This is a genomic window from Candidatus Acetatifactor stercoripullorum (genome assembly GCF_944382095.1).
Classification (GTDB): Bacteria; Bacillota; Clostridia; order Lachnospirales; family Lachnospiraceae; genus Acetatifactor; species Acetatifactor stercoripullorum.
Genome location: NZ_CALWMU010000015.1, coordinates 28,524 through 48,369, shown reverse-complemented (window position 1 = coordinate 48,369; position 19,846 = coordinate 28,524). Strand labels below are relative to the sequence as shown.

Annotated in this window: 18 protein-coding genes and 2 pseudogenes; 18 read left to right on the top strand and 2 right to left on the bottom strand. The window is 50.2% G+C overall.

Going from position 1 to position 19,846, the window contains the following annotated elements; genetic code table 11:
* The first annotated feature begins 3 nt into the window (after positions 1 to 3).
* The 14 genes and pseudogenes from SHK35_RS06305 to SHK35_RS06240 all read left to right on the top strand — a co-directional run bounded on the left by SHK35_RS06305 (position 4) and on the right by SHK35_RS06240 (position 13,993).
* Positions 4 to 1,734, top strand: a complete 1,731-nt coding sequence (locus SHK35_RS06305; protein ID WP_318709119.1) for an ABC transporter ATP-binding protein — start codon at positions 4 to 6, stop codon at positions 1,732 to 1,734.
* 38 nt (positions 1,735 to 1,772) lie between these two features.
* Positions 1,773 to 2,609 (top strand): energy-coupling factor transporter transmembrane component T family protein, encoded by an 837-nt coding sequence (locus tag SHK35_RS06300; protein WP_318702703.1) that lies wholly within the window; start codon positions 1,773 to 1,775, stop codon positions 2,607 to 2,609.
* A gap of 34 nt (positions 2,610 to 2,643) precedes the next feature.
* The gene (locus SHK35_RS06295) at positions 2,644 to 3,513 is read left to right on the top strand and encodes a PHP-associated domain-containing protein (RefSeq protein WP_318702704.1); all 870 of its coding nucleotides are present in this window, start codon (positions 2,644 to 2,646) and stop codon (positions 3,511 to 3,513) included.
* A 46-nt stretch (positions 3,514 to 3,559) separates the two neighbouring features.
* Entirely contained in the window at positions 3,560 to 4,390 is an 831-nt protein-coding gene (locus SHK35_RS06290) for a MurR/RpiR family transcriptional regulator (RefSeq protein WP_318702705.1), read from the top strand.
* 467 nt (positions 4,391 to 4,857) lie between these two features.
* Positions 4,858 to 5,043, top strand: a pseudogene (locus tag SHK35_RS14180) (toxin HicA); the annotation flags it as partial.
* Positions 5,027 to 5,407, top strand: a complete 381-nt coding sequence (locus SHK35_RS06280) for a type II toxin-antitoxin system HicB family antitoxin (protein ID WP_318709134.1) — start codon at positions 5,027 to 5,029, stop codon at positions 5,405 to 5,407. The pseudogene SHK35_RS14180 and the gene SHK35_RS06280, both read left to right, overlap by 17 nt.
* A 229-nt stretch (positions 5,408 to 5,636) precedes the next feature.
* Complete coding sequence (locus tag SHK35_RS06275; RefSeq protein WP_330628644.1) at positions 5,637 to 6,452, top strand: polysaccharide deacetylase family protein; 816 nt, start codon at positions 5,637 to 5,639, stop codon at positions 6,450 to 6,452.
* Positions 6,453 to 6,554: 102 nt separating this feature from the next.
* On the top strand, positions 6,555 to 8,066 hold the full coding sequence (locus SHK35_RS06270; protein WP_318702706.1) for an NAD(P)/FAD-dependent oxidoreductase: 1,512 nt from the start codon (positions 6,555 to 6,557) through the stop codon (positions 8,064 to 8,066).
* Positions 8,063 to 9,046 (top strand): annotated as a pseudogene (locus tag SHK35_RS06265) (NAD(P)/FAD-dependent oxidoreductase); the annotation flags it as partial. The gene SHK35_RS06270 and the pseudogene SHK35_RS06265, both read left to right, overlap by 4 nt.
* 29 nt (positions 9,047 to 9,075) lie before the next feature.
* Positions 9,076 to 9,468, top strand: a complete 393-nt coding sequence (locus SHK35_RS06260; protein ID WP_318709118.1) for a DUF1667 domain-containing protein — start codon at positions 9,076 to 9,078, stop codon at positions 9,466 to 9,468.
* Positions 9,469 to 9,489: 21 nt separating this feature from the next.
* Positions 9,490 to 10,989, top strand: coding sequence for a glycerol kinase GlpK (glpK, locus tag SHK35_RS06255; protein ID WP_318709116.1), 1,500 nt, complete (start codon positions 9,490 to 9,492; stop codon positions 10,987 to 10,989).
* Positions 10,990 to 11,030: 41 nt separating this feature from the next.
* Positions 11,031 to 12,233 carry a pyridoxal phosphate-dependent aminotransferase gene (locus SHK35_RS06250; protein WP_318709114.1) on the top strand — a complete coding sequence of 401 codons (1,203 nt, stop codon included), beginning with the start codon at positions 11,031 to 11,033 and terminating at the stop codon, positions 12,231 to 12,233.
* A gap of 17 nt (positions 12,234 to 12,250) precedes the next feature.
* Entirely contained in the window at positions 12,251 to 13,099 is an 849-nt protein-coding gene (locus tag SHK35_RS06245; RefSeq protein WP_318702710.1) for a patatin-like phospholipase family protein, read from the top strand.
* 39 nt (positions 13,100 to 13,138) lie between these two features.
* Positions 13,139 to 13,993 carry an undecaprenyl-diphosphate phosphatase gene (locus SHK35_RS06240; RefSeq protein ID WP_318709112.1) on the top strand — a complete coding sequence of 285 codons (855 nt, stop codon included), beginning with the start codon at positions 13,139 to 13,141 and terminating at the stop codon, positions 13,991 to 13,993.
* Here SHK35_RS06240 and SHK35_RS06235 read toward each other — a convergent pair.
* Positions 13,920 to 14,726 carry a prolipoprotein diacylglyceryl transferase gene (locus tag SHK35_RS06235; protein WP_318709110.1) on the bottom strand — a complete coding sequence of 269 codons (807 nt, stop codon included), beginning with the start codon at positions 14,724 to 14,726 and terminating at the stop codon, positions 13,920 to 13,922. The genes SHK35_RS06240 and SHK35_RS06235 overlap by 74 nt on opposite strands.
* Positions 14,727 to 14,741: 15 nt before the next feature.
* Positions 14,742 to 14,990, bottom strand: coding sequence for a hypothetical protein (locus tag SHK35_RS06230; protein ID WP_318702713.1), 249 nt, complete (start codon positions 14,988 to 14,990; stop codon positions 14,742 to 14,744).
* Between the two features lie 431 nt (positions 14,991 to 15,421).
* Here SHK35_RS06230 and SHK35_RS06225 point away from each other — a divergent pair, with 431 nt between their 5' ends.
* From SHK35_RS06225 to dnaK, 4 genes are all read left to right on the top strand, one after another.
* Positions 15,422 to 15,874 carry a DUF6465 family protein gene (locus tag SHK35_RS06225; RefSeq protein ID WP_318709109.1) on the top strand — a complete coding sequence of 151 codons (453 nt, stop codon included), beginning with the start codon at positions 15,422 to 15,424 and terminating at the stop codon, positions 15,872 to 15,874.
* A 252-nt stretch (positions 15,875 to 16,126) separates the two neighbouring features.
* Positions 16,127 to 17,152, top strand: coding sequence for a heat-inducible transcriptional repressor HrcA (gene hrcA, locus SHK35_RS06220; RefSeq protein ID WP_318709108.1), 1,026 nt, complete (start codon positions 16,127 to 16,129; stop codon positions 17,150 to 17,152).
* A gap of 38 nt (positions 17,153 to 17,190) precedes the next feature.
* Positions 17,191 to 17,910 carry a nucleotide exchange factor GrpE gene (gene grpE / locus SHK35_RS06215; protein ID WP_318709107.1) on the top strand — a complete coding sequence of 240 codons (720 nt, stop codon included), beginning with the start codon at positions 17,191 to 17,193 and terminating at the stop codon, positions 17,908 to 17,910.
* A 38-nt stretch (positions 17,911 to 17,948) separates the two neighbouring features.
* A complete protein-coding gene (gene dnaK, locus SHK35_RS06210) occupies positions 17,949 to 19,820 on the top strand; it encodes a molecular chaperone DnaK (RefSeq protein WP_318709105.1) in 1,872 nt (623 codons plus the stop codon).
* The last annotated feature ends 26 nt before the right edge of the window (positions 19,821 to 19,846 follow it).

The window sequence follows — 19,846 nt, the reverse complement described above, 5'->3', positions numbered from 1 at the left end:
AAGATGAACATAGTAGAAATCAAGGAGTTGACCTATACCTATCCGGGGGAGGACAAACCAGTGCTCTCCCATATAAATCTCTCCATTGAAAAAGGAGATTTTCTCGCAGTTGTTGGAAACAACGGCTGCGGGAAGTCTACTTTGTGCAAGGTGTTAAACGGCCTGATTCCCCATTTTATCACAGGAGACTTTTCGGGAAGCGTTATGATCGACGGAGAAAATACGCTGGATGCCGATGTGGGAACCCTGGCCCGTAAGGTTGGGTATGTATATCAGGATTTTGAAAATCAGATCGTGCGGCCTACGGCTTTGGACGACGCATCCTATGCCTGTATGAATTACGGCATGGCGGATTATGAAGAGAGAGGAAGGAGGGCACTGGAAAGATGCGGATTGAAGGGACGGGAGAAGGATTATATCTGGCAGCTCTCCGGCGGACAGACGCATCTTCTGGCGCTGGCTGGAGCCCTTGCCCTGGAACCGGAGATTTTGATTTTGGATGAGCCTATCGCACAGCTGGATCCGGCCCATGCGGACTGCATTTATGAGGTGCTGAAGGAGCTGAATCAAAGTTATGGGAAAACAATCATTGTCATAGAACATCACACAGAATACATAGCGGATTATTGTAAGAATGTTCTGCTGTTAAAGGACGGCAGGGCTGCCTGGAAGCTGCCTGCAAAAGAGGCGCTGGGGAGAGTAGAAGAGCTCCAGGCGTGCAATATTTTCCCGCCCCAGGTTACCATCGCGGCACACAGACTGCGCCAGGAGGGAGTAATATCCTCTGGCGGACCGCTTCCTGTGACAGTGGAGGAGGGGAAAAAGACCTTCGGCGGCCTGCAGCTTAGGTCCATGTCAAAAGAGGAGGCTCGGGGAGAGAAGGACGGTGCGGAAAAGACTAGGGAGGAAAACAAAAAAAGCCGGGAAACGCCTGCTGTGCGCTTCCAGGATGTGAGCGTGTTTTACCGGTCCGTGAAGGGAGAGCCCCGCAAGGTTTTTGATTTTTTAAACCTTACGGTGTATCCCGGGGAAAAAATTGCCCTGATCGGTTCCAACGGCGCGGGAAAATCCACGCTGATGAAGCTGATGACGGGCCTTATAAAGCCATCCTCGGGCAGCGTGGCGATAAACGGGGTTTTGCACAAAGAGATCAAACCGGAACAGCTTTCCGGGCAGATTTCGCTGGTCTATCAAAATCCGGAAGAAATGTTTATCAAGGATTCCATTGAAAGTGATATCGCCTATGCCATGCAGGTGCGCGGCGTCAAGGATTGGGAAGAAAGGACTCAGGCTCTTTTGGAGCGTTTCCGGCTGACCGATCTTGCAGGCCGGGACGGGAGGCTTCTGTCCGGGGGGCAGATGCGGCGCGCCAGTCTTGCCATCGGCATTGCACTGCAGCCGGAAATTCTTCTTTTGGATGAACCTACGGCAAACCTGGATATTGCCACTAGAAAAGAAATCATGCGGATGCTTGCGGAAATAAAGGGCATTACCAGCACGGTTATGATTGCCACCCATGATATGCAGCTGGTCAGCGAATGGGCTGAGCGGATTGTGGTGCTTTCTCAGGGAGAGGTTGCAGCGGACGGTTCGCGAAATGAAGTGTTTGGAAACAAAGAGATCACAGAGCGGGTGGGAATACGTCCGCCGGAGATATTTACCATGGGCCAGGCACTTGACGAAAGAGCCTTGTGCTACACGGTGGATGAATTTGTGGAGGCCTTTACCTTGTAGCTTAGATTTTTGGCACAGGCTTTTGGATTGGAGTTAAAATGGAAAAATTAATGAATAAATTATCGGAAAATATATTGGATAAATTTTCTATGGATTTTCTGCGCAATCAGGTGCTGAAAAATGCTTATGGAAATGACGATACGGTGATCGCGGCTTTGGACCCGAGAATCCTGCTGGCGTGGTATCTGTTTTTCGGCCTGGTGCCGTGGTTTGTGAACGACGTGCCCTTTTTGCTGGGCTGCTTTTTGCTGGTGGCGGTATCCACGGCTCTGGCCAGAGTGGCGGGGCTGGTGCTCTTTCTCTTTGGGCTGGGAGTGTTTTCTCAGACCGGATATCTTCTGATTGTCACATGGATTTTCGGAGGGGACGCCTCAGCTGTGGCGCCTTTACTGATATTGACCCTTAAGGTGGCTACTGTTTCCCTTGCTTCTGTCACCGTTTTTTCCGGTCTGGACCCTGACAGGCTTTCCAACGGACTTATGTGGTATGGATGCCCGGAACGGCTTTCTTTTTCTATTTCCTATGCGTACAGAATGCTTCCCATGCTGATGGAAGAATTTCAGAACGTGCTGCTTTCTTACAGGCTGCGCGGCCTGCCTCCGGCCCACGATACCCTTCCTGGGAAAATAAAGTATTTGATTTATCAGGTAAAAATCGTGATCCACGCCTTTTATCCCCTGATGCTCAACACGGCCAAGCGTTCCCGGACCACCGTGGAGGCATTGGAGCTTAGGGGCTACCGCTATGCGGCGGTAAACAAGGAGGTGCGCAGGATGAAGCTTGCCTCACTTAAGGTTACCTGGGAGGACTTAATCTTTCTGGCGGCTTCCTTTTTGTGGGTGGCTGTGGTTTTGTTTGTGTCCGCGCTGATTTAAGAGACTGTATGGCTGCGGCGGAAAGGAGATTTCATTGTATATTGATTTTCACACACACGGAAAGCTTGCAAAAAAGCTGCCCTTTTCCAAGGAGTATACCCATTGGCTGTTTTCCGAGGCAAAGCAGGCCGGGCTGGATGCCCTTTGCCTCACGGAGCATTTTAATACCGACGGCTTTGAGCAGGTATACCGCTATATTGGTGAAAACTCCGTCAGGGAGGGAGAGACTCTTTTGTTTGAAGGGCTGCGTGTTTTTCCCGGCATGGAGACGGATATAGCGGAGGGAGGACACATACTTTCCATAGGTCCCCTGGAGGCCATATTGGAGTTGAACAGGCGGCTTTCTCCCCACAAGGAAAGGGGGAGCTTTCTGCCTTTTGAAAAGCTGATGAATCTTTTTGAAAAATATCCGGTGCTGGTGGGGGGAGCCCATCCTTTTCGGCCAGGGGGACATATCCCCGAGCTTCCTGCAAAGCAGCTGGAACGCTTTCACTTCTTTGATCTGAACGGCAAGGATGTGGCCTTGGACAGGGAGAAAACCGAAAGGCTGACCTATGGACTGGCTAAGGCACTGGGCAAGCCTGTGGCAGGGGGGAGCGATACCCATCAGGCGGTACAATACGGGTGTATTAAAACAGAATTTGCAAAGACCTGTGTCACGGTACAGGAGCTTTATGAAGAAATGAAGAAAGGCAGCTATTCCATCCAGGTCTCGGATTCTGCGGCCTTTCAGGTAAAGACGGCGGAGCTTTTAAAGCGCTCCTTAAAGGAAATACACAGGCTGGGAGGGGATTATGTGTCGGTGCTTCTTGGGAGGAGAAGTGAAGAGCGCAAAAGTTTTTTTGGGGAAACGGGGGGACAGACCTCCATAGAGGTGGAACTTTCCATGCAGAGTGTGGTATGATGTAATAAAGTCTTTGCATGAAACAGAAGAAAAGGAGCCTGACGTTATGTGTATTCAGTTTCCCTGTCCTATAGAGAATCCTACAGCGGCAGAACAGAAGATTCTGGAATTTATAGAGAGCCACCGGGAAGAATTTCTTTTTATGACCATCGGACAGCTTTCGGAGCAGCTGGGAGTATCCCAGGCCACCATTTCCAGATTTGCCAGACATACCGGCTGCGGGGACTTTAAGGCCCTGAAATCCCTTGTAATCAGCCAGAATCATGGGGAGGGACCGGCAGCCAAGCTGGCGGGTACGCTTCTGCAGGAGGAGGGCTTTTCTCTGTCAGGGTATCTTTTCAGGCAGCAGCAATATCTGGAAAAGACGGCGGAGCATCTTACAGAAGAGGAATTTCGCAAGGCGGCGGCAAAAATCATGGAGGCAGACCGCATTTTTGTGCATGGAAAAAGCGCTTCCTCCTTTGTTGCCGGTCTGCTTTTTTTCCGTCTGCGCCGCCTTGGACTTGATGTGTCCCTGCTGCCCTCCGGCGGGTCTGAGATTGCGGAGGGACTTGCCCGGGCAAAAAAAGGCGATCTGGTGATTCTATTTTCCTTCTCCAAGCTTTCCAGGGAGGGACGGGTCATTTTGGACTGCGCCAAGGAGACGGGATATGATACCCTGGCGTTTACAGGCAGGCTCCATGCTCCTTTGGAGGAGCAGGCGGATATTAACCTGTATGTCTACCGGGGCCCTCAGAAGGAATATCATTCCATGACTGCCGCCACTGCTGTAGTGGATGCCCTTGTGGTAGCAGTGTCGGAGCAGCTTGGGGGAGAGGGAGCCAGGTGCCTAAAACGCATTCATGAGATAAAAAAGAAATATTCGAATTTTACCTAATCTTGGACTTTATACATTTCCACTTATCGTAAGATAATCTGCTTTTTTTCAAAACTTATAAAAGATGATGTCATGGTCAAAAGGTCTCCCTGTCGCAAATCGTCAGCATTGTTTGCGGCTTCGGAGTCAAGTTGCGCCAGGAATCGACAAATTTGCTAGATGCGTTCCAAAAAATCCGAACTCGCTGCGCTCAAACAAGCGGATTTTTTTCTCACAACGCAACTTTGCCGATTCCAGGAGCAACTAAGACTCCTGCAGATGACAAACAATTCTGGCGATTTGTGACTGAACCCCCTTTTGACCGCAACATCTTATAAAATAGTATAACACAAAATAAAGTAGATATGGTGGAGCGATTGAAGTACAGGAAATGCAACAGAATGTGATAATCCACATGGGTGTCAGGCACCGGGAAATATTTGGTTATAAGAAGATGGAAAATTGGTCTAATTATAAAACTCGTACCAGAGGTGCTGGAAAGCTATGGATATAAAATGAATGCTCCAAAAGGTGGAAGCAGTCCTTATACATTCAGAAAATCAGGTTGCCAGCCGATTACAATACCTAAGCACGAACCAATCAAAAAGGTATATGTCGAAATGTTAAAGCAGATTGTGGAAAGTGAGGCGAACAATGATGAAAACGTTGAATGATTATATGGCAATGAAGTATCGTATGGAAATTGTAGAAGATAAAGACGAGGGTGGATTTGTAGTTTCTTTTCCAGAACTTCCGGGATGTATTACTTGTGGTGAAACTATGGAATCAGCAATTTCAAATGCTATGGATGCTAAGAAAGCATGGTTAGAAGCAGCAGTTGAGGAAGGAATCGAAATACATGAGCCGGACAGTTTGGAAGAGTATTCCGGTCAGTTTAAGATAAGGATGCCTCGCAGTCTGCATCGTTCTCTTGCAGAGCATTCTAAGAGAGAAGGTATCAGCATGAACCAATATTGTGTATATCTTCTTTCTAAAAATGACGCAGTCTATTCAAAACAGCGGCTGCATAAGAGTTGAACAACCATATACCGGCTGATAACCTTTCCTTTCATAGTTCATGAAGTCCATCCCCTGCAAGGGTGACGGCATATGGTTTATGACGCATTTGTTATCAAGATTTCATAACAAAATGATTTTGCTGCAGTTAAATAGTTATTATCGTGTCCGGAACTGTCCCTTGCATCCCAGGACTGCCGGCAGTATAATAAAACTAACATATCAGACATACGAAAGAAAGGCGGCAGTAATGGCTATGAAAATCTACACCTGTTTTCCCCAGGGAAAGACCAAGGCGCTCACTATGAGCTATGATGACGGCAAGGTTCAGGACGAGAGGCTTGTGGGTATTTTTAACCAATATGGCATCAAGGGAACCTTCAACTTGAATTATGGACTGATGGAGAATCCTCCCCGGATTCCGGCGGACAGGATTGCAAAGCTTTATGAGGGACATGAAGTGGCCACCCACACCATGACCCATCCTACCATTGCCCGCTGTCCTCTTACAGAGGCCGCAGAGGAGATTTTGGAGGACAGAAAGGGGCTTGAAAAGCTCACGGGAAAGCTGGTCAGAGGACATGCTTACCCTAACGGCTCCTATAATGAGCAGATCAAGCAGCTGTTTCGCCAGCTGGGCATCGCCTATGCCAGAGTGGTGGAAAGCGTTCCTGATTTTGCGCTGCCTTCGGATCCTATGGAGTGGCATCCCACCTGTCATCACGATGATCCAAAGCTGATGGAGCTTGCGGAATTCTTTGCGGGCTTTCAGAAGAGACAGTATTTGAAGCTGATGTATGTGTGGGGACACAGCTATGAGTTTGACGACAGAAATAACTGGGACGTGATAGAGGGATTCTGCCGGTATATGGGCGGAAGGGACGATATCTGGTATGCCACAAATATAGAAATTATAGACTATATGGAGGCGGCTGCGAATCTGAAATTTTCGGCGGACTATGGACTGGTATACAACCCCGGTGCTCTCAGCGTATGGATTCAGGTCAATGATAAAGCCTGCGTGGAGCTTAAGGGAGGCAGTCTGACGGATTTAAGCAGTATTTAGGAACCGGAAACTTGGAAAAATCAAATAGAGAATTTTACAGGCGTCTGCCGCAGACCGATAAACAAAGTGAGGGCAGGCGCTTTTGTGTATAGGAGCATTTCTATGGAGCGGTATGACATTATTATCATTGGAGCGGGAGTCAGCGGCTGCGCGGCTGCCAGGGAGCTTTCCAGGGACAATAGGCGGATTGCCGTGCTGGAACGGGCTTCGGATGTATGCGAGGGAACATCCAAGGCAAACAGCGGCATTGTCCATGCCGGCTTTGACGCCCCAAGCGGCACCCTTAAGGCGAGGCTTAATGTCTGGGGCAGCGAAAGAATGGAAGCCCTGTCAAAGGAGCTGGATTTTCCCTTTCGAAGAAACGGTTCCCTGGTGCTTTGCTTTCATAAGGAGGAGCTGGGGGGACTTAGAGAGCTTTTAGAGCGGGGAGAGAAAAACGGCGTAAAAGGCCTTCAGATATTGACTCCGGCTCAGGTATGGGAAAGGGAACCGGGAATTTCCCGGAAAATCGCAGGAGCGCTGTATGCCCCCTCAGGTGGCATTGTGTGTCCCTTTGGATTGAATATTGCACTGGCGGAAAATGCAGCGGAAAATGGAGTGGACTTTTATTTTTCTCATGAGGTGACCCGGATCGCCAGACGTCAATACTTAGGGCCAAAGCAGCCGGCAGAGGCTTTTGTCTATGAAATTTCAGCAGGAAGCAGGACCTTTGCAGCGCCTGTGGTTGTAAATGCAGCAGGAGTTTACGCCGATGTTCTTCACAACATGGTGAGTGAATATAAGCTTAAAATCGTGCCCAGGAGGGGAGAATACTGCCTCTTTGATAAAAAATCCGGCTCCCTGGTGCAATCCACCGTATTTCAACTGCCCTCTAAAATGGGCAAGGGGATTCTGGTAACGCCAACCGTTCACGGAAATCTTCTGGTGGGTCCCAATGCGGAGGATATTCCCGACAAGGAAGGCACCAACACTACGGCCCCTGGAATCAAGCAGGTGCTGGAAAAGGGGAAGGCCAGTGTGGAGAGTCTGGATGAAAAACAGGTAATTACTTCCTTTGCGGGACTGCGCGCCCATTTGGAGGAAGGCGGCAGGGAAGGCGATTTTGTAATCGGCCAGGTTCAGGATGCGCCGGGATTTTACGATGTGGCGGGCATTGAGTCCCCGGGGCTTTCCTGCGCGCCTGCCATCGGAGAATATGTGGCGCAGCTCATCCGGGAAGCCTATCCTGCAAAGCCTAAGAAGAATTTTAATCCTTTCAGAAAGGGGATTCCCAGTATGGCGGAGGCTTCTGACAGCCAACGAAAGGCGTTGATCGAAAGGGACCCTTCCTATGCCAATGTGATCTGCCGCTGCGAGCTGGTGACGGAGGGGGAGATCAGGGATGCCATACGCAGACCCCTGGGAGCCCGCACCCTGGACGGCGTTAAACGGCGTACAAGGGCCGGTATGGGAAGATGCCAGTCAGGCTTTTGTTCTCCTAAGGTGCTGGAGATTCTGACAGAAGAGCTGAAGGAGGATGCCTCTCTGATCAGAAAGGCGCAGCCGGGCAGCGAGATACTCATCGGATATAACAAGGACAGCTTTTGGGAGGAAGCAAAAGGGGGGATGGCATGATCAGACGCACAGAAGAATTGGTCATTATCGGCGGAGGACCGGCCGGGCTTGCGGCAGCCTTAGGCGCATGGCAGAAGGGCTGCAGACGGGTGCTTTTACTGGAGAGGGACAGGGACCTTGGGGGGATTTTGAACCAGTGTATTCACAATGGCTTCGGGCTCCATACCTTTAAAGAGGAGCTTACCGGGCCGGAATATGCGGAGAGGTACGTCCAGATGGTGAAGCAGGAGGGGATTCCCTGTCTGCTGCAGACCATTGTGACAGATATTGCCTTGCTTGCAGACGGCAGAAAACGGGTGACCGCTATGAACCGGTCCCAGGGTCTTTTGGAAATTATCACGGACGGCGTGATTTTGGCCATGGGCTGCAGGGAGCGGCCAAGGGGGGCCTTAAACATCCCCGGATACCGCCCGGCGGGCATTTACAGCGCCGGTACGGCTCAGTATTATGTAAATATAGAAGGCAGGCTCCCCGGCAGAGAGGTGGTCATTTTGGGCTCCGGGGATATTGGGCTGATTATGGCCAGAAGAATGGTGCTGGAGGGGGCAAAGGTGCATTGTGTGGCGGAGCTGCGCTCCAAAAGCGGCGGGCTGAAGCGAAACATTGTGCAGTGTCTTGAGGATTTTGGAATCCCCTTGTATTTGAACACCACTGTGTGCAATATCCACGGGAAAAACAGAGTGGAGGGAGTGACCCTGACTAAGGTGGATGAAAAGGGAAACCCTGTGCCAGGCACACAATGGGAGGTATCCTGCGATACGCTGCTTTTATCCTGCGGGCTGATTCCTGAAAATGAGCTTTCGGAAAAGCTTTCTCTGAAAATGGATGTAAAGACCGGCGGACCTGTGGTGAGTCAGGACCTGGAATGCAGTGTGGCCGGAGTGTTTGCCTGTGGGAATGTGCTTCATGTGCATGAGCTGGTGGATCAGGTGTCCAAGGAGGCTGCCCGGGCGGGAGCATCTGCGGCGGAGTATGTAAAGCAGGCTTATCTGCGGAAATGAGGGAAGGAATGGAAAAGGAGAACAAGACGGAAAAAGGCCTTTCGGAGAGCAGAAAGCTTACCTGTATCTGCTGCCCCGTAGGGTGTGAGCTTACTGTTTCCCAAAAGGAAGGAGGAACGGTGACCGTCACGGGAAACCGATGCCAAAGAGGAGCTGCCTATGGGGAAAAAGAGGTCACCAACCCAACCAGGATCGTTACCTCCACCGTCAGGGCGGCAGGAGGGCGCAGTCAGATGGTTCCGGTAAAGACGGCTTCGGAGATACCAAAGGAGAAAATCATGGAATGTATCAGGGAGCTGTCCGGAGTTACAATTACACTGCCCATAAAGACAGGGGATGTGGTGCTGGAGAACGTGGCTGGTACCGGCGTAAACATTGTGGCCACAAGGAGCATAGAGTAACATTTAGAGAGGTATCTGCATATGGAAAAATATATTATGGCATTGGATCAGGGGACAACCAGCTCCCGCTGTATCTTATTTAACAAAAGAGGCAATGTGTGCTCCATGTCTCAGAAGGAATTTAACCAGATTTATCCCAAGCCGGGCTGGGTAGAGCACAATCCCATGGAGATATGGTCCTCCCAGCTTGCAGTTGCCACGGAATGTATGGCTCTGCTGGGAGTGTCTGCGGCACAGATAGAGGGCATCGGCATCACCAATCAGAGGGAGACTACGATTTTATGGGACAAGAATACCGGGGAACCTGTTTACAACGCCATTGTCTGGCAATGCAGGCGTACCTCGGACAAAATAGAAGCCCTGAAACGGGATGGCTTTGACCAGGTGATCAGAGAACGTACCGGGCTCATTCCAGACGCCTATTTCAGCGCCTCCAAAATCGCCTGGATTCTGGAGGAGGTTCCCGGGGTCAGGGAAAGAGCAAAGCGGGGCGAGCTTCTTTTTGGCACGGTTGACACCTGGCTGATTTGGAATCTGACTAAGGGTGCCGTTCATGTGACGGATTTTACCAATGCCTCCAGAACCATGCTCTATGACATTCATAAGCTTTGCTGGGATCAGGAGATATTGGATTATTTTGGAATCCCCGAAAACCTTCTGCCGCAGGTACACCCTTCCAGCTATGTTTACGGGTATACAGCTCCCTCCGTTCTGGGCGGCCCCATTCCCATTGCAGGCGCCGCAGGGGACCAGCAGGCCGCTCTGTTCGGACAGTGCTGCTTTGACCGGGGAGAGGTGAAAAATACCTATGGAACCGGCTGCTTTATGCTGATGCACACTGGAGGGCAGGCCATAGCGTCTCAGTCGGGTCTTTTGACTACGATGGCGGCGGGCAGCAGCGAAAAACCCCAGTATGCTCTGGAGGGCAGCGTTTTCGTGGCAGGAGCGGCCATTCAATGGCTGCGAGATGGTATGCGTATGATAAAAACGGCCCCTCAGTCCCAGGAATATGCCATGCAGGCAGCAGACACGGCGGGAGTTTACATAGTTCCGGCCTTTGCCGGAATGGGAGCCCCTTATTGGAATCAATATGCCAGAGGCACCATTGTAGGCATTACCAGAGCTTGTACCAAGGAGCATTTTATCAGAGCCGCGCTGGAGTCCATCGCTTATCAGACAGCGGATGTGCTCCGGGCAATGGAGCAGGACAGCGGCATTTCCTTAAAAAGCCTGAAGGTGGACGGCGGGGCCAGCGCCAATGATTTCCTCATGCAGTTTCAGGCGGATATTTTGGGGATTCAGGTACAGCGGCCAAGCTGCGTAGAGACCACAGCCTTAGGAGCCGCATACCTTGCAGGGCTGGCGGCAGGATACTGGAAGGATCAAAAGGAGATCAGGGAAAACTGGCAGATGGGCTCCGTCTTTGACCGCGCCATGTCACAGGAGAAAAGGGAGGAGCTTTTAAGGGGCTGGAGAAAGGCCGTAAGGTGTGCTCTTGTGTGGGCGGAAGAAGAGTGTTAAAATGAATTTGCACGGCAGCCCCGTGCGGAAACGGAGTCAATATGTTAGTTCAAAAGTATAAGGATATGCTGTCAGGGAAATCGGTGATCAGGCAGCTTTCGGAGTTTGCTGCGGCAAGAGGAGCCGAAATAGGCTATGAAAATGTATTTGATTACAGTCTGGGAAACCCTTCTGTGCCCGCGCCCAGGGACTTCACGGACAGAATGATTCATCTGCTGGCCACCAGGGAGCCGGTAGAGCTGCACGGCTACAGTCCCAGCCTGGGAATTACACAGGTGAGGGAGGCTGTGGCCGTATCCCTGGAAAAACGTTTCGGGATTCCCTATCGCAAGGAGCATATTTTCATGACCTCCGGGGCGGCGGGGGCTTTGGCCCATGCCATCAGGCTGGTGGCGCAGCCCGGGGATGAAATTCTTACCTTTGCCCCCTTTTTTCCCGAATACCACCCTTATGTGGATTTGACGGGGGCGGTGCTTAGGGTGGTTCCTCCGGATACGGAGCGTTTTCAGATCAACTTTGAAGCCTTTGAGGAGCTTTTGGGGGAAAAGACGGCGGCTATTTTAATCAACACCCCCAACAATCCTTCCGGCGTGGTATATTCCACGGCGACCCTGGAAAGACTTACGGATATTTTAAGGAAAAAGCAAAAAGAGTACGGCCATGAGATCTACCTGATATCCGACGAGCCCTATCGGGAGATTGTGTTTGAGGGGGAGGACGCGCCCTGCGTATCCTGGTTTTACGATAATACGATCATGTGTTATTCCTTTTCCAAATCTCTTTCACTGCCTGGGGAGCGCATTGGTTACGTGGCCGTCAGCCCCAAGTGCAGGGATGCGGAGACTATGATTCAAATGTGCGGCCAGATTTCCAGAGGCATCGGGCATAATTGCCCCCCCTCCATCATTCAGCTGGCGGTGGCCCAGGTGCTGGAAGAGACGGCGGATTTAAAGGTCTATGAAAATAATATGAATATTTTGTACAAGGAGCTGACAGATATTGGCTTTACCTGTGTAAAGCCAGGAGGAACCTTTTACATTTTCCCCAAGGCGCTGGAGGAGGACGCCGGGGCGTTCTGCCAAAAGGCTTTAAAGTACGATCTGGTTCTTGTGCCCGGGGATACCTTCGGGGCGCCGGGATATTTCCGCATGGCATATTGTATGGAAACGGAAAAGGTACAGCGCTCCCTTCCGGCGCTGCGCAGATTTGCGGCGGAAGAATACGGATATCCCAAAAGGGGATGAAAAGGAGGAAAAGACCTATGTATCAGGCAGGCTTAGTGCTTGAGGGAGGCGGCATGAAGGGGGTTTACACCTCCGGTGTTCTGGACTTTTTTCTGGATAAGAACCTGGAGTTTTCCAGTGTGTACGGCGTATCGGCAGGAGCCTGCAATATGAGCAGCTTTCTGTCGAAGCAAAAAGGGCGTGCCATTGATGTGATGGTGGACTATCTGGACACCAGAAGATACTGCAGTATGGAGAGCCTTTTGACCACAGGGGATTTGTTTAATGTGGAGATGTGCTATCATCTGATTCCGGACTACCTGTGGCCCTATGATTATGAGGCCTTTAACGCTTACCAGGGAAAGGCATTCAGCGTTGTCACCAATATTCAGACGGGAAAGGCGGAATATCTGCGTGTCCGGGATATGAAGCGGGATATTGATATGATAAGAGCCTCCGCCTCTCTGCCGCTGGTCTCTAGAAATGTGAAGATCAATGGAAATTATTATCTGGATGGGGGACTTAGCGATTCCATTCCTCTGCAGAAATCCATACTGGACGGAAATGTGAAAAATGTGGTGGTGATGACAAAGGAGGTCGGTTATCGGCGAAAGCCCTCGGAACATCTGGCGCTGATTAAGCTGCGCTATCTGAAGTACCCCAAGGTGTACCAGCTGATGTCCACGCGGCATATCAATTATAACGAGACCCTTGCATATATTGAAAGGCAGAAAGAAAACGGGCAGGCTTTTGTGATACAGCCCCGGAAAAAAAGCGATGTGGGCAGAGTGGAAAAGGACAAGGAAAAGCTCCGTGCGCTCTATAAAGAGGGCTATGAGGATGCGGCGGCCTGTTATGAGCCGCTTATGAGGTATCTGGAGGCATAAGGAGACCCTCAGAAAAATCAGGAAGGTTGAGAGGAAGCTATGTTAGAAATTTTAAAGGCAGTTATTTATGGAATTGTGGAGGGCATTACGGAGTGGCTTCCCATCAGCAGCACAGGGCATTTGATTCTGCTGGAGGAGTTTCTGCCCTTTCAGGGCACCAGCGAAAATTTCTTTGATATGTTTGATGTGGTGATACAGCTGGGGGCCATTTTTGCGGTGGTGGTTTTGTTCTGGAAGCAGATATGGCCTTTTGCGTTGACAAGAAAGGAGAGAGAAGGGAAGCGGGGGGCGCTCTCCTTCCTCAAGATGGACATTGTAATCCTGTGGCTTAAGATATTGGTGTCCTGCGTCCCGGCTGCGGTAATCGGCCTTTTGTTCGACGATGTGTTCAACGCGTTGTTTTATAATTATTTCTGCGTGGCTGTGGCATTAATTGTGTTTGGCGTTGCCTTTCTTGTGATCGAGAGCTGGAATCAAAACAGAACCCCCAAGGTGACAGCCCTTGCGGATATTACTTATCAGACGGCGTTTTTGATCGGTGCCTTTCAGCTGATAGCGGCTGTGTTTCCCGGAACCTCACGCTCCGGCGCAACCATTGTGGGCGCCCTTTTGATCGGCGTGTCCAGAACCGTGGCTGCGGAATACACCTTTTTTCTGGCTATCCCTGTGATGTTTGGGGCCAGTCTTTTAAAGGTGGTAAAATTCGGGTTTGCATTTACCTCCTTGGAGCTTTTACTTTTGCTTGCTGGGTGTCTTACCGCCTTTGTGGTATCCCTGGCGGTGCTTAAATTCCTGATGGGGTATATTAAGAGGCATGATTTCAAGGTGTTTGGCTGGTACCGGATTGTGCTGGGGGTTTTGGTGCTGCTTTACTTTGGCCTGCGCGGCGCTTAAGCAGGTACAGGCAGCAGCCGGTTAAGAGAAGGCTGATCCACTGGGAGGTGGACAAGAAAAGCAGCTTTCCCCGGGCGGAGTCGTCCCGGAAAAATTCCAGTACAAAACGTATGATTCCATAGGAAATCAAATAGGTTTCCACTGCGTAAAAATGTGTCAGGACAGTATCCAGATACCGCAGAAGGAGGGAGAGGGCCAAAAGACAAAAGGCCTCCGCCAGCTGCACTGGAAAAAGAGGTACTCCCGCCGGGGCCAGAGAGCCTTGGGGAAAGGTAACACAAAACAAGCCGTCCCAGGGGATTCCGTAGCAGCATCCGGCAAAAAAGCAGCCCACTCTGCCAAAGCAGTGAATCAGGGGGATGAGAAAAATGCAGTGGCGAAGATAAGGGCTGCAGGGGATTTTGTGAAGCCTGGAGGCGCACAGCACTGCAGCGATACCGCCTATGAGCCCTCCATAAAAGACAAAGCCTCCCTGCATCAGGGAGTTAAAATAAGCGGGCTCAAGGATTCTAGACCAGTCTATGTCCTGAAAGGAAACTGCCAGGTACAAGACCTTGGCGCCCAGAAAACCGCCCAGAAAGGCGTAGGCCTCCAATATGATAAAGTCGTTGAAGTCCAGACGGTATCTGCGGATAATGACTGCGCCAAGCAGATTTGCAGTGATAACGCCCAGGACGATCAAAAGGCCATAGGCGGGAATGGAATGTCCAAACAGGTGAAAATAGATCTGCATAGTGTGAATGCGGTTTTACAGAGCGGCCAGACCGCCGATGCAGGCAATACATGCAATGTAAAGCAGCAGACATAAGATCAGGCCGATAATGGAAAGAACCAGGCCGGCAGTGGCAACACCGCTGGCAGCAGGATCCTTTTTCCCAAGAGCGCCTAAAATAATGCCGATAATTGCCATGATGGCCCCCAGCCATCCAAGAGAACCGGCTGAAAAAAGACCGATTATAACGGCCAGAATACCTAAAACCAATGAAGCGATTCCCATCACTTTCTCCTCCCTATCCTTGTTAAATTGATGATTTGCATAAATTTTATAATAGGGAGGCATATTTTGTCAATGCTTGCCGTAAGGCTGCAGGAATAATGGGTAATGAAGCTGCAAAAACAGCGGCCATAGCATGCTGGCCGCTGTCTGAAACAATTCCCCTTCACAGACCTATGATATTGCGCGGCTACAGGATTGTAAAGGAAAATCCGTCGACAAATAGTGACAATTTTCTGATATTTTGCGCTATTTTGAAGAAATAAAGACATGAAAGCCCCGAAAACCGTAGTTTCCGCATTCAGGCAGTTGACAATTTTTCGTGAAAGTAATAAACTAATCACAGCAAGTAAAACCTATCTTGCGGCAAGTTGAAATAACTTGTGAGGAGTCTGAAAACAATTGTCTATCTGTGAAAGAAGGGAGATATCGCTATGGCAGTGACCAAGAAGACAGTAACCCCTGCGGCGGCAAAGGAAGCAGCTGCGAAGACGGAAGAGATTAAGGCAGAAACAAAAAAGACGGAAGCATCAACAGCGGTTAAGGCAGAAGCAGTAAAGAAAGCAGTAAAAACGGAGGCAGCCAAGGCAGAGCCTGAGAAAAAGGAGCCTGTGAAGAAGACTGCGGTAAAAAAGACTGCAGTAAGAAAGACGGCAGCTAAGAAGGAGCCCGCAAAGAAGGCAGAGCTTAAGAGCGCAGTTCATGTGCAGTTTGAGGGTAAGTCCTATTCCCAGGAGGATCTGCTCCAGATTGCCAAGGACGTATGGAAATACGACCTGAAGCAGAAGGCAGGGGATTTGACCAGCGTAGAGCTTTATGTGAAGCCCGAGGAGAGCATGGTTTACTATGTAATGAACGGCGATCATACGGGAAGCTTCTATATTTAATCTACATACTTATTTTAAAGGAAGAAAAGCATTGGTTTTCCTGCAGGGGAAAGGCAGTGCTTTTTTGATGCTTTAGATTTATTTTATAATTATTTTCGCTAAAAGTTGTTGACAACATATAGTCTTAGTGATATTTTAGGTTAAGAGGATGTTAGCACTCCTCCTTGTCGAGTGCTAACAACTGGTAAAAAGTTTGAAAGCACCTTTCAAATAATGAATGGATGTCCGTTTTAGCGGACGAGGAGGATAGGAATGCAGTTAGATGAGAGAAAGACAAAAATCCTGCAGGCCATTATCCGTAATTATCTTGAGACAGGAGAACCGGTGGGCAGCAGAACCATTTCAAAGGACACCGACCTGAATCTAAGCTCCGCAACCATCCGGAACGAAATGGCGGATTTGGAGGAAATGGGATATATTCTCCAGCCGCACACTTCGGCGGGCAGGATACCTTCCGACAAAGGCTACCGTTTTTATGTGGATACCATGATGGCCGAGAAGGAGCGCGAGGTGGTGGAGATGAAGGATATGCTGGTGGAAAGGCAGGACAAAATGGAAACCCTGCTTAAGCAGGTGGCTAAGGTTCTGGCCCAGAACACACAGTATGCAACTATGATATCCGCCCCTTCCACCCATCGCAACAAGGTGAAATTTGTGCAGCTGTCCCGGGTGGATGCCGCTCATATTCTAGCGGTGATCGTGGTGGAGGGAAATGTGATAAAAAACAATATTCTTTCCGTGGATCAGGAGCTGGACGATGAGACGCTGCTGAAATTAAATATTTTGCTGAACACCCATCTGAATGGGTTGTCCATAGATGAAATCAATCTGGGAATGATTTCAGACATGAAGCAGCAGGCGGGAATCCACAGCTTTCTGGTAAGCAGCGTGATTGACGCTGTGGCCGAGGCCATCAGAGCGGAGGAAGACCTGGAGATTTACACAAGCGGTACCAATAATATTTTCCGTTACCCGGAGCTGGCTGATCAGGAGAGAGCCAGTGAGCTGATTAATACCTTTGAGGAAAAAAAGCAGCTGGGGAATTTGGTTATGGATACCCTGGCGGATGAGGAAAACACAGGCATTCAGGTGTATATCGGAAACGAGACACCGGTAAAGAGCATGAAGGACTGCAGCGTGGTCACCGCAACCTATGAAATAGGAGAGGGAATGCGGGGAACCATAGGAATCATAGGTCCCAAGCGGATGGATTACGATAAGGTGATCCGCACACTCAGAACCATACAGAGCCAGTTGGATGACTTATATAAAAAGTAGAGAAAATGCGGGATAAAGCGCAGAAAGGATAGGTAGAAATGGCAGAGCAGGAAAAGGAAAGGCTGGAGGAGGAAAAAGAGCCTGAAGATGTCTGCGGGGAACCAAACCCGGCAGATGGTGTGCAGGACGATTCTCCTCAGAATGATAATTCCGGGGGAGGAAATTCCCTGGATGATGATTCCCATGAGTCCAATCCGGATGAGGAGGAGACGGATCGGGAAGAGGAGGCAGAGGATACCGCTTCGCGGGCCGGAGACGGCTCCATGACCTGGGCGGAGAAGAAGGCTGCCAAAAAACAGGCAAAGCAGGAGAAAAAAGCGGACGCCTACAAGGAAAAGATAGATCAGCTGGAGGACCGGGTCAAACGTCAGATGGCGGAGTTTGAAAATTTCCGCAAGAGGACCGAAAGAGAGAAGCAGGCTATGTTTGAAACAGGAGCAAAAAGCGTCATCGAGAAGATTCTTCCAGTTGTGGATAATTTTGAGAGAGGCCTGGCGACGGTGCCGGAGGAAAAAAGGGAGGACCCCTTTGTGGACGGCATGAACCGTGTTTACAAGCAGCTGCTCACAGAGCTTGACAATCTGGGCGTTAAGCCCATTGAGGCGGTGGGGTGTGAGTTTGACCCCAATCTGCACAATGCCGTGATGCAGGTGGAGAGTGAGGAGTATGAATCCGGTGTGATCGCACAGGAGCTTCAAAAGGGTTATACCTACCGGGATACGGTGGTTAGACATAGTATGGTTGCAGTTGTAGAATAATATAATTTTAGATTTAGAATAAGCAGGAGGGCTTAGATATGAGCAAGATTATTGGTATTGACTTAGGAACGACCAACAGCTGTGTGGCTGTTATGGAAGGTGGAAAACCCACCGTTATCGCAAACGCAGAGGGCGCAAGAACCACACCGTCCGTAGTGGCGTTTACCAAGACAGGAGAGAGACTGGTAGGTGAGCCTGCAAAGCGTCAGGCCGTGACCAATGCGGAAAAGACTATTTCTTCCATCAAGAGAGATATGGGTACTGACAATGGGCGCACCATTGACGGTAAGAAATATTCTCCTCAGCAGATTTCCGCAATGATTCTTCAAAAGCTGAAGGCGGATGCTGAGAGCTATCTGGGCGAGAAGGTAACAGAAGCTGTTATTACCGTTCCCGCATATTTCAATGACGCACAGCGTCAGGCTACCAAGGATGCAGGAAAGATTGCAGGCCTGGACGTAAAGCGTATTATCAACGAGCCTACGGCAGCTGCCTTGGCTTACGGCCTGGACAATGAGAAGGAACAAAAGATCATGGTATACGACCTGGGCGGCGGTACCTTTGATGTATCCATTATCGAGATCGGCGACGGCGTCATTGAGGTTTTGGCTACCAATGGTGATACCCATCTGGGCGGCGATGATTTTGACAACAAGATCATCCAGTGGATGATTTCCGAATTTAAGAAGGCTGAGGGTGTAGACCTGTCCGGCGATAAGATGGCAATGCAGAGACTGAAGGAAGCTGCCGAAAAGGCGAAGAAAGAGCTTTCCAGTGCAATGACCACAAACATTAACCTGCCCTTCATCACGGCTACCGCTGAGGGACCCAAGCACTTTGACATGAATTTGAGCCGTGCACAGTTTGATGAGCTGACCAGAGATCTGGTTGATAAGACGGCGGTTCCTGTGCAGAATGCTATGAAGGATGCGGGCTTAACCAACGCAGACCTGGGCCAGGTGCTTTTGGTGGGCGGCTCCACACGTATCCCTGCAGTGCAGGATAAGGTAAGACAGCTGACCGGCAAAGAACCCAGCAAGTCCTTGAATCCTGACGAGTGCGTGGCAATCGGCGCATCCATCCAGGGCGGCAAGCTGGCAGGCGATGCAGGCGCAGGCGATATTCTGCTTTTGGATGTTACTCCTTTGTCCCTGTCCATCGAGACCATGGGCGGCGTGGCAACCAGGCTGATCGAGAGAAATACAACGATCCCCACCAAGAAGAGCCAGATTTTCTCCACGGCGGCAGATAATCAGACAGCAGTGGATATCAATGTAGTCCAGGGTGAGAGACAGTTTGCAAGGGATAATAAGTCCCTGGGACAGTTCCGTCTGGACGGCATCCCTCCCGCACCCAGAGGAATCCCTCAGATCGAGGTTACCTTTGATATCGATGCAAACGGCATCGTGAACGTATCCGCAAAGGACCTGGGCACTGGAAAAGAGCAGCACATTACCATTACGGCAGGCTCCAATATGTCCGATGCGGATATTGAGAGGGCGGTAAAGGAAGCTGCAGAGTTTGAGGCACAGGATAAGAAGAGAAAGGAAGCGGTTGAGGCGAGAAATGAAGCGGACTCCTTCGTATTCCAGACAGAGAAGGCATTAAACGAGGTGGGCGATAAGCTGAACGACAGCGATAAGACCCAGGTGCAGGCCGATCTGGAAGCCGTTAAGGCTATTCTGGAGAGAACGAAGGACCAGGAGATGAGCGACAGCGATGTGGATGAGCTGAAGGCTGCAAAGGAGAAGCTGACAAACAGCGCCCAGTCCCTGTTTACAAAGATGTATGAGAATATGCAGCAGGCTCAGGGCGGCGCAGCAGGACCGGATATGAGCGGCACAGCAGGCGCAGAAAGCACATCCGCTCCTGAGGATGATGTAATTGATGGAGATTTCAGAGAGGTATAAATCCTCATAAAGTCTCCGGCAGCGCA

Coding starts and splice junctions, on each gene's coding strand:
- SHK35_RS06250 (WP_318709114.1), top strand. CDS start 11,031: ATGTTAGTTCAAAAGTATAAGGATATGCTGTCAGGGAAATCGGTGATC.
- SHK35_RS06240 (WP_318709112.1), top strand. CDS start 13,139: ATGTTAGAAATTTTAAAGGCAGTTATTTATGGAATTGTGGAGGGCATT.
- grpE (WP_318709107.1), top strand. CDS start 17,191: ATGGCAGAGCAGGAAAAGGAAAGGCTGGAGGAGGAAAAAGAGCCTGAA.
- glpK (WP_318709116.1), top strand. CDS start 9,490: ATGGAAAAATATATTATGGCATTGGATCAGGGGACAACCAGCTCCCGC.
- SHK35_RS06225 (WP_318709109.1), top strand. CDS start 15,422: ATGGCAGTGACCAAGAAGACAGTAACCCCTGCGGCGGCAAAGGAAGCA.
- hrcA (WP_318709108.1), top strand. CDS start 16,127: ATGCAGTTAGATGAGAGAAAGACAAAAATCCTGCAGGCCATTATCCGT.
- SHK35_RS06305 (WP_318709119.1), top strand. CDS start 4: ATGAACATAGTAGAAATCAAGGAGTTGACCTATACCTATCCGGGGGAG.
- SHK35_RS06235 (WP_318709110.1), bottom strand. CDS start 14,726: ATGCAGATCTATTTTCACCTGTTTGGACATTCCATTCCCGCCTATGGC.
- SHK35_RS06300 (WP_318702703.1), top strand. CDS start 1,773: ATGGAAAAATTAATGAATAAATTATCGGAAAATATATTGGATAAATTT.
- SHK35_RS06260 (WP_318709118.1), top strand. CDS start 9,076: ATGGAAAAGGAGAACAAGACGGAAAAAGGCCTTTCGGAGAGCAGAAAG.
- SHK35_RS06245 (WP_318702710.1), top strand. CDS start 12,251: ATGTATCAGGCAGGCTTAGTGCTTGAGGGAGGCGGCATGAAGGGGGTT.
- SHK35_RS06230 (WP_318702713.1), bottom strand. CDS start 14,990: ATGGGAATCGCTTCATTGGTTTTAGGTATTCTGGCCGTTATAATCGGT.
- SHK35_RS06280 (WP_318709134.1), top strand. CDS start 5,027: ATGAAAACGTTGAATGATTATATGGCAATGAAGTATCGTATGGAAATT.
- SHK35_RS06270 (WP_318702706.1), top strand. CDS start 6,555: ATGGAGCGGTATGACATTATTATCATTGGAGCGGGAGTCAGCGGCTGC.
- SHK35_RS06275 (WP_330628644.1), top strand. CDS start 5,637: ATGGCTATGAAAATCTACACCTGTTTTCCCCAGGGAAAGACCAAGGCG.
- dnaK (WP_318709105.1), top strand. CDS start 17,949: ATGAGCAAGATTATTGGTATTGACTTAGGAACGACCAACAGCTGTGTG.
- SHK35_RS06290 (WP_318702705.1), top strand. CDS start 3,560: ATGTGTATTCAGTTTCCCTGTCCTATAGAGAATCCTACAGCGGCAGAA.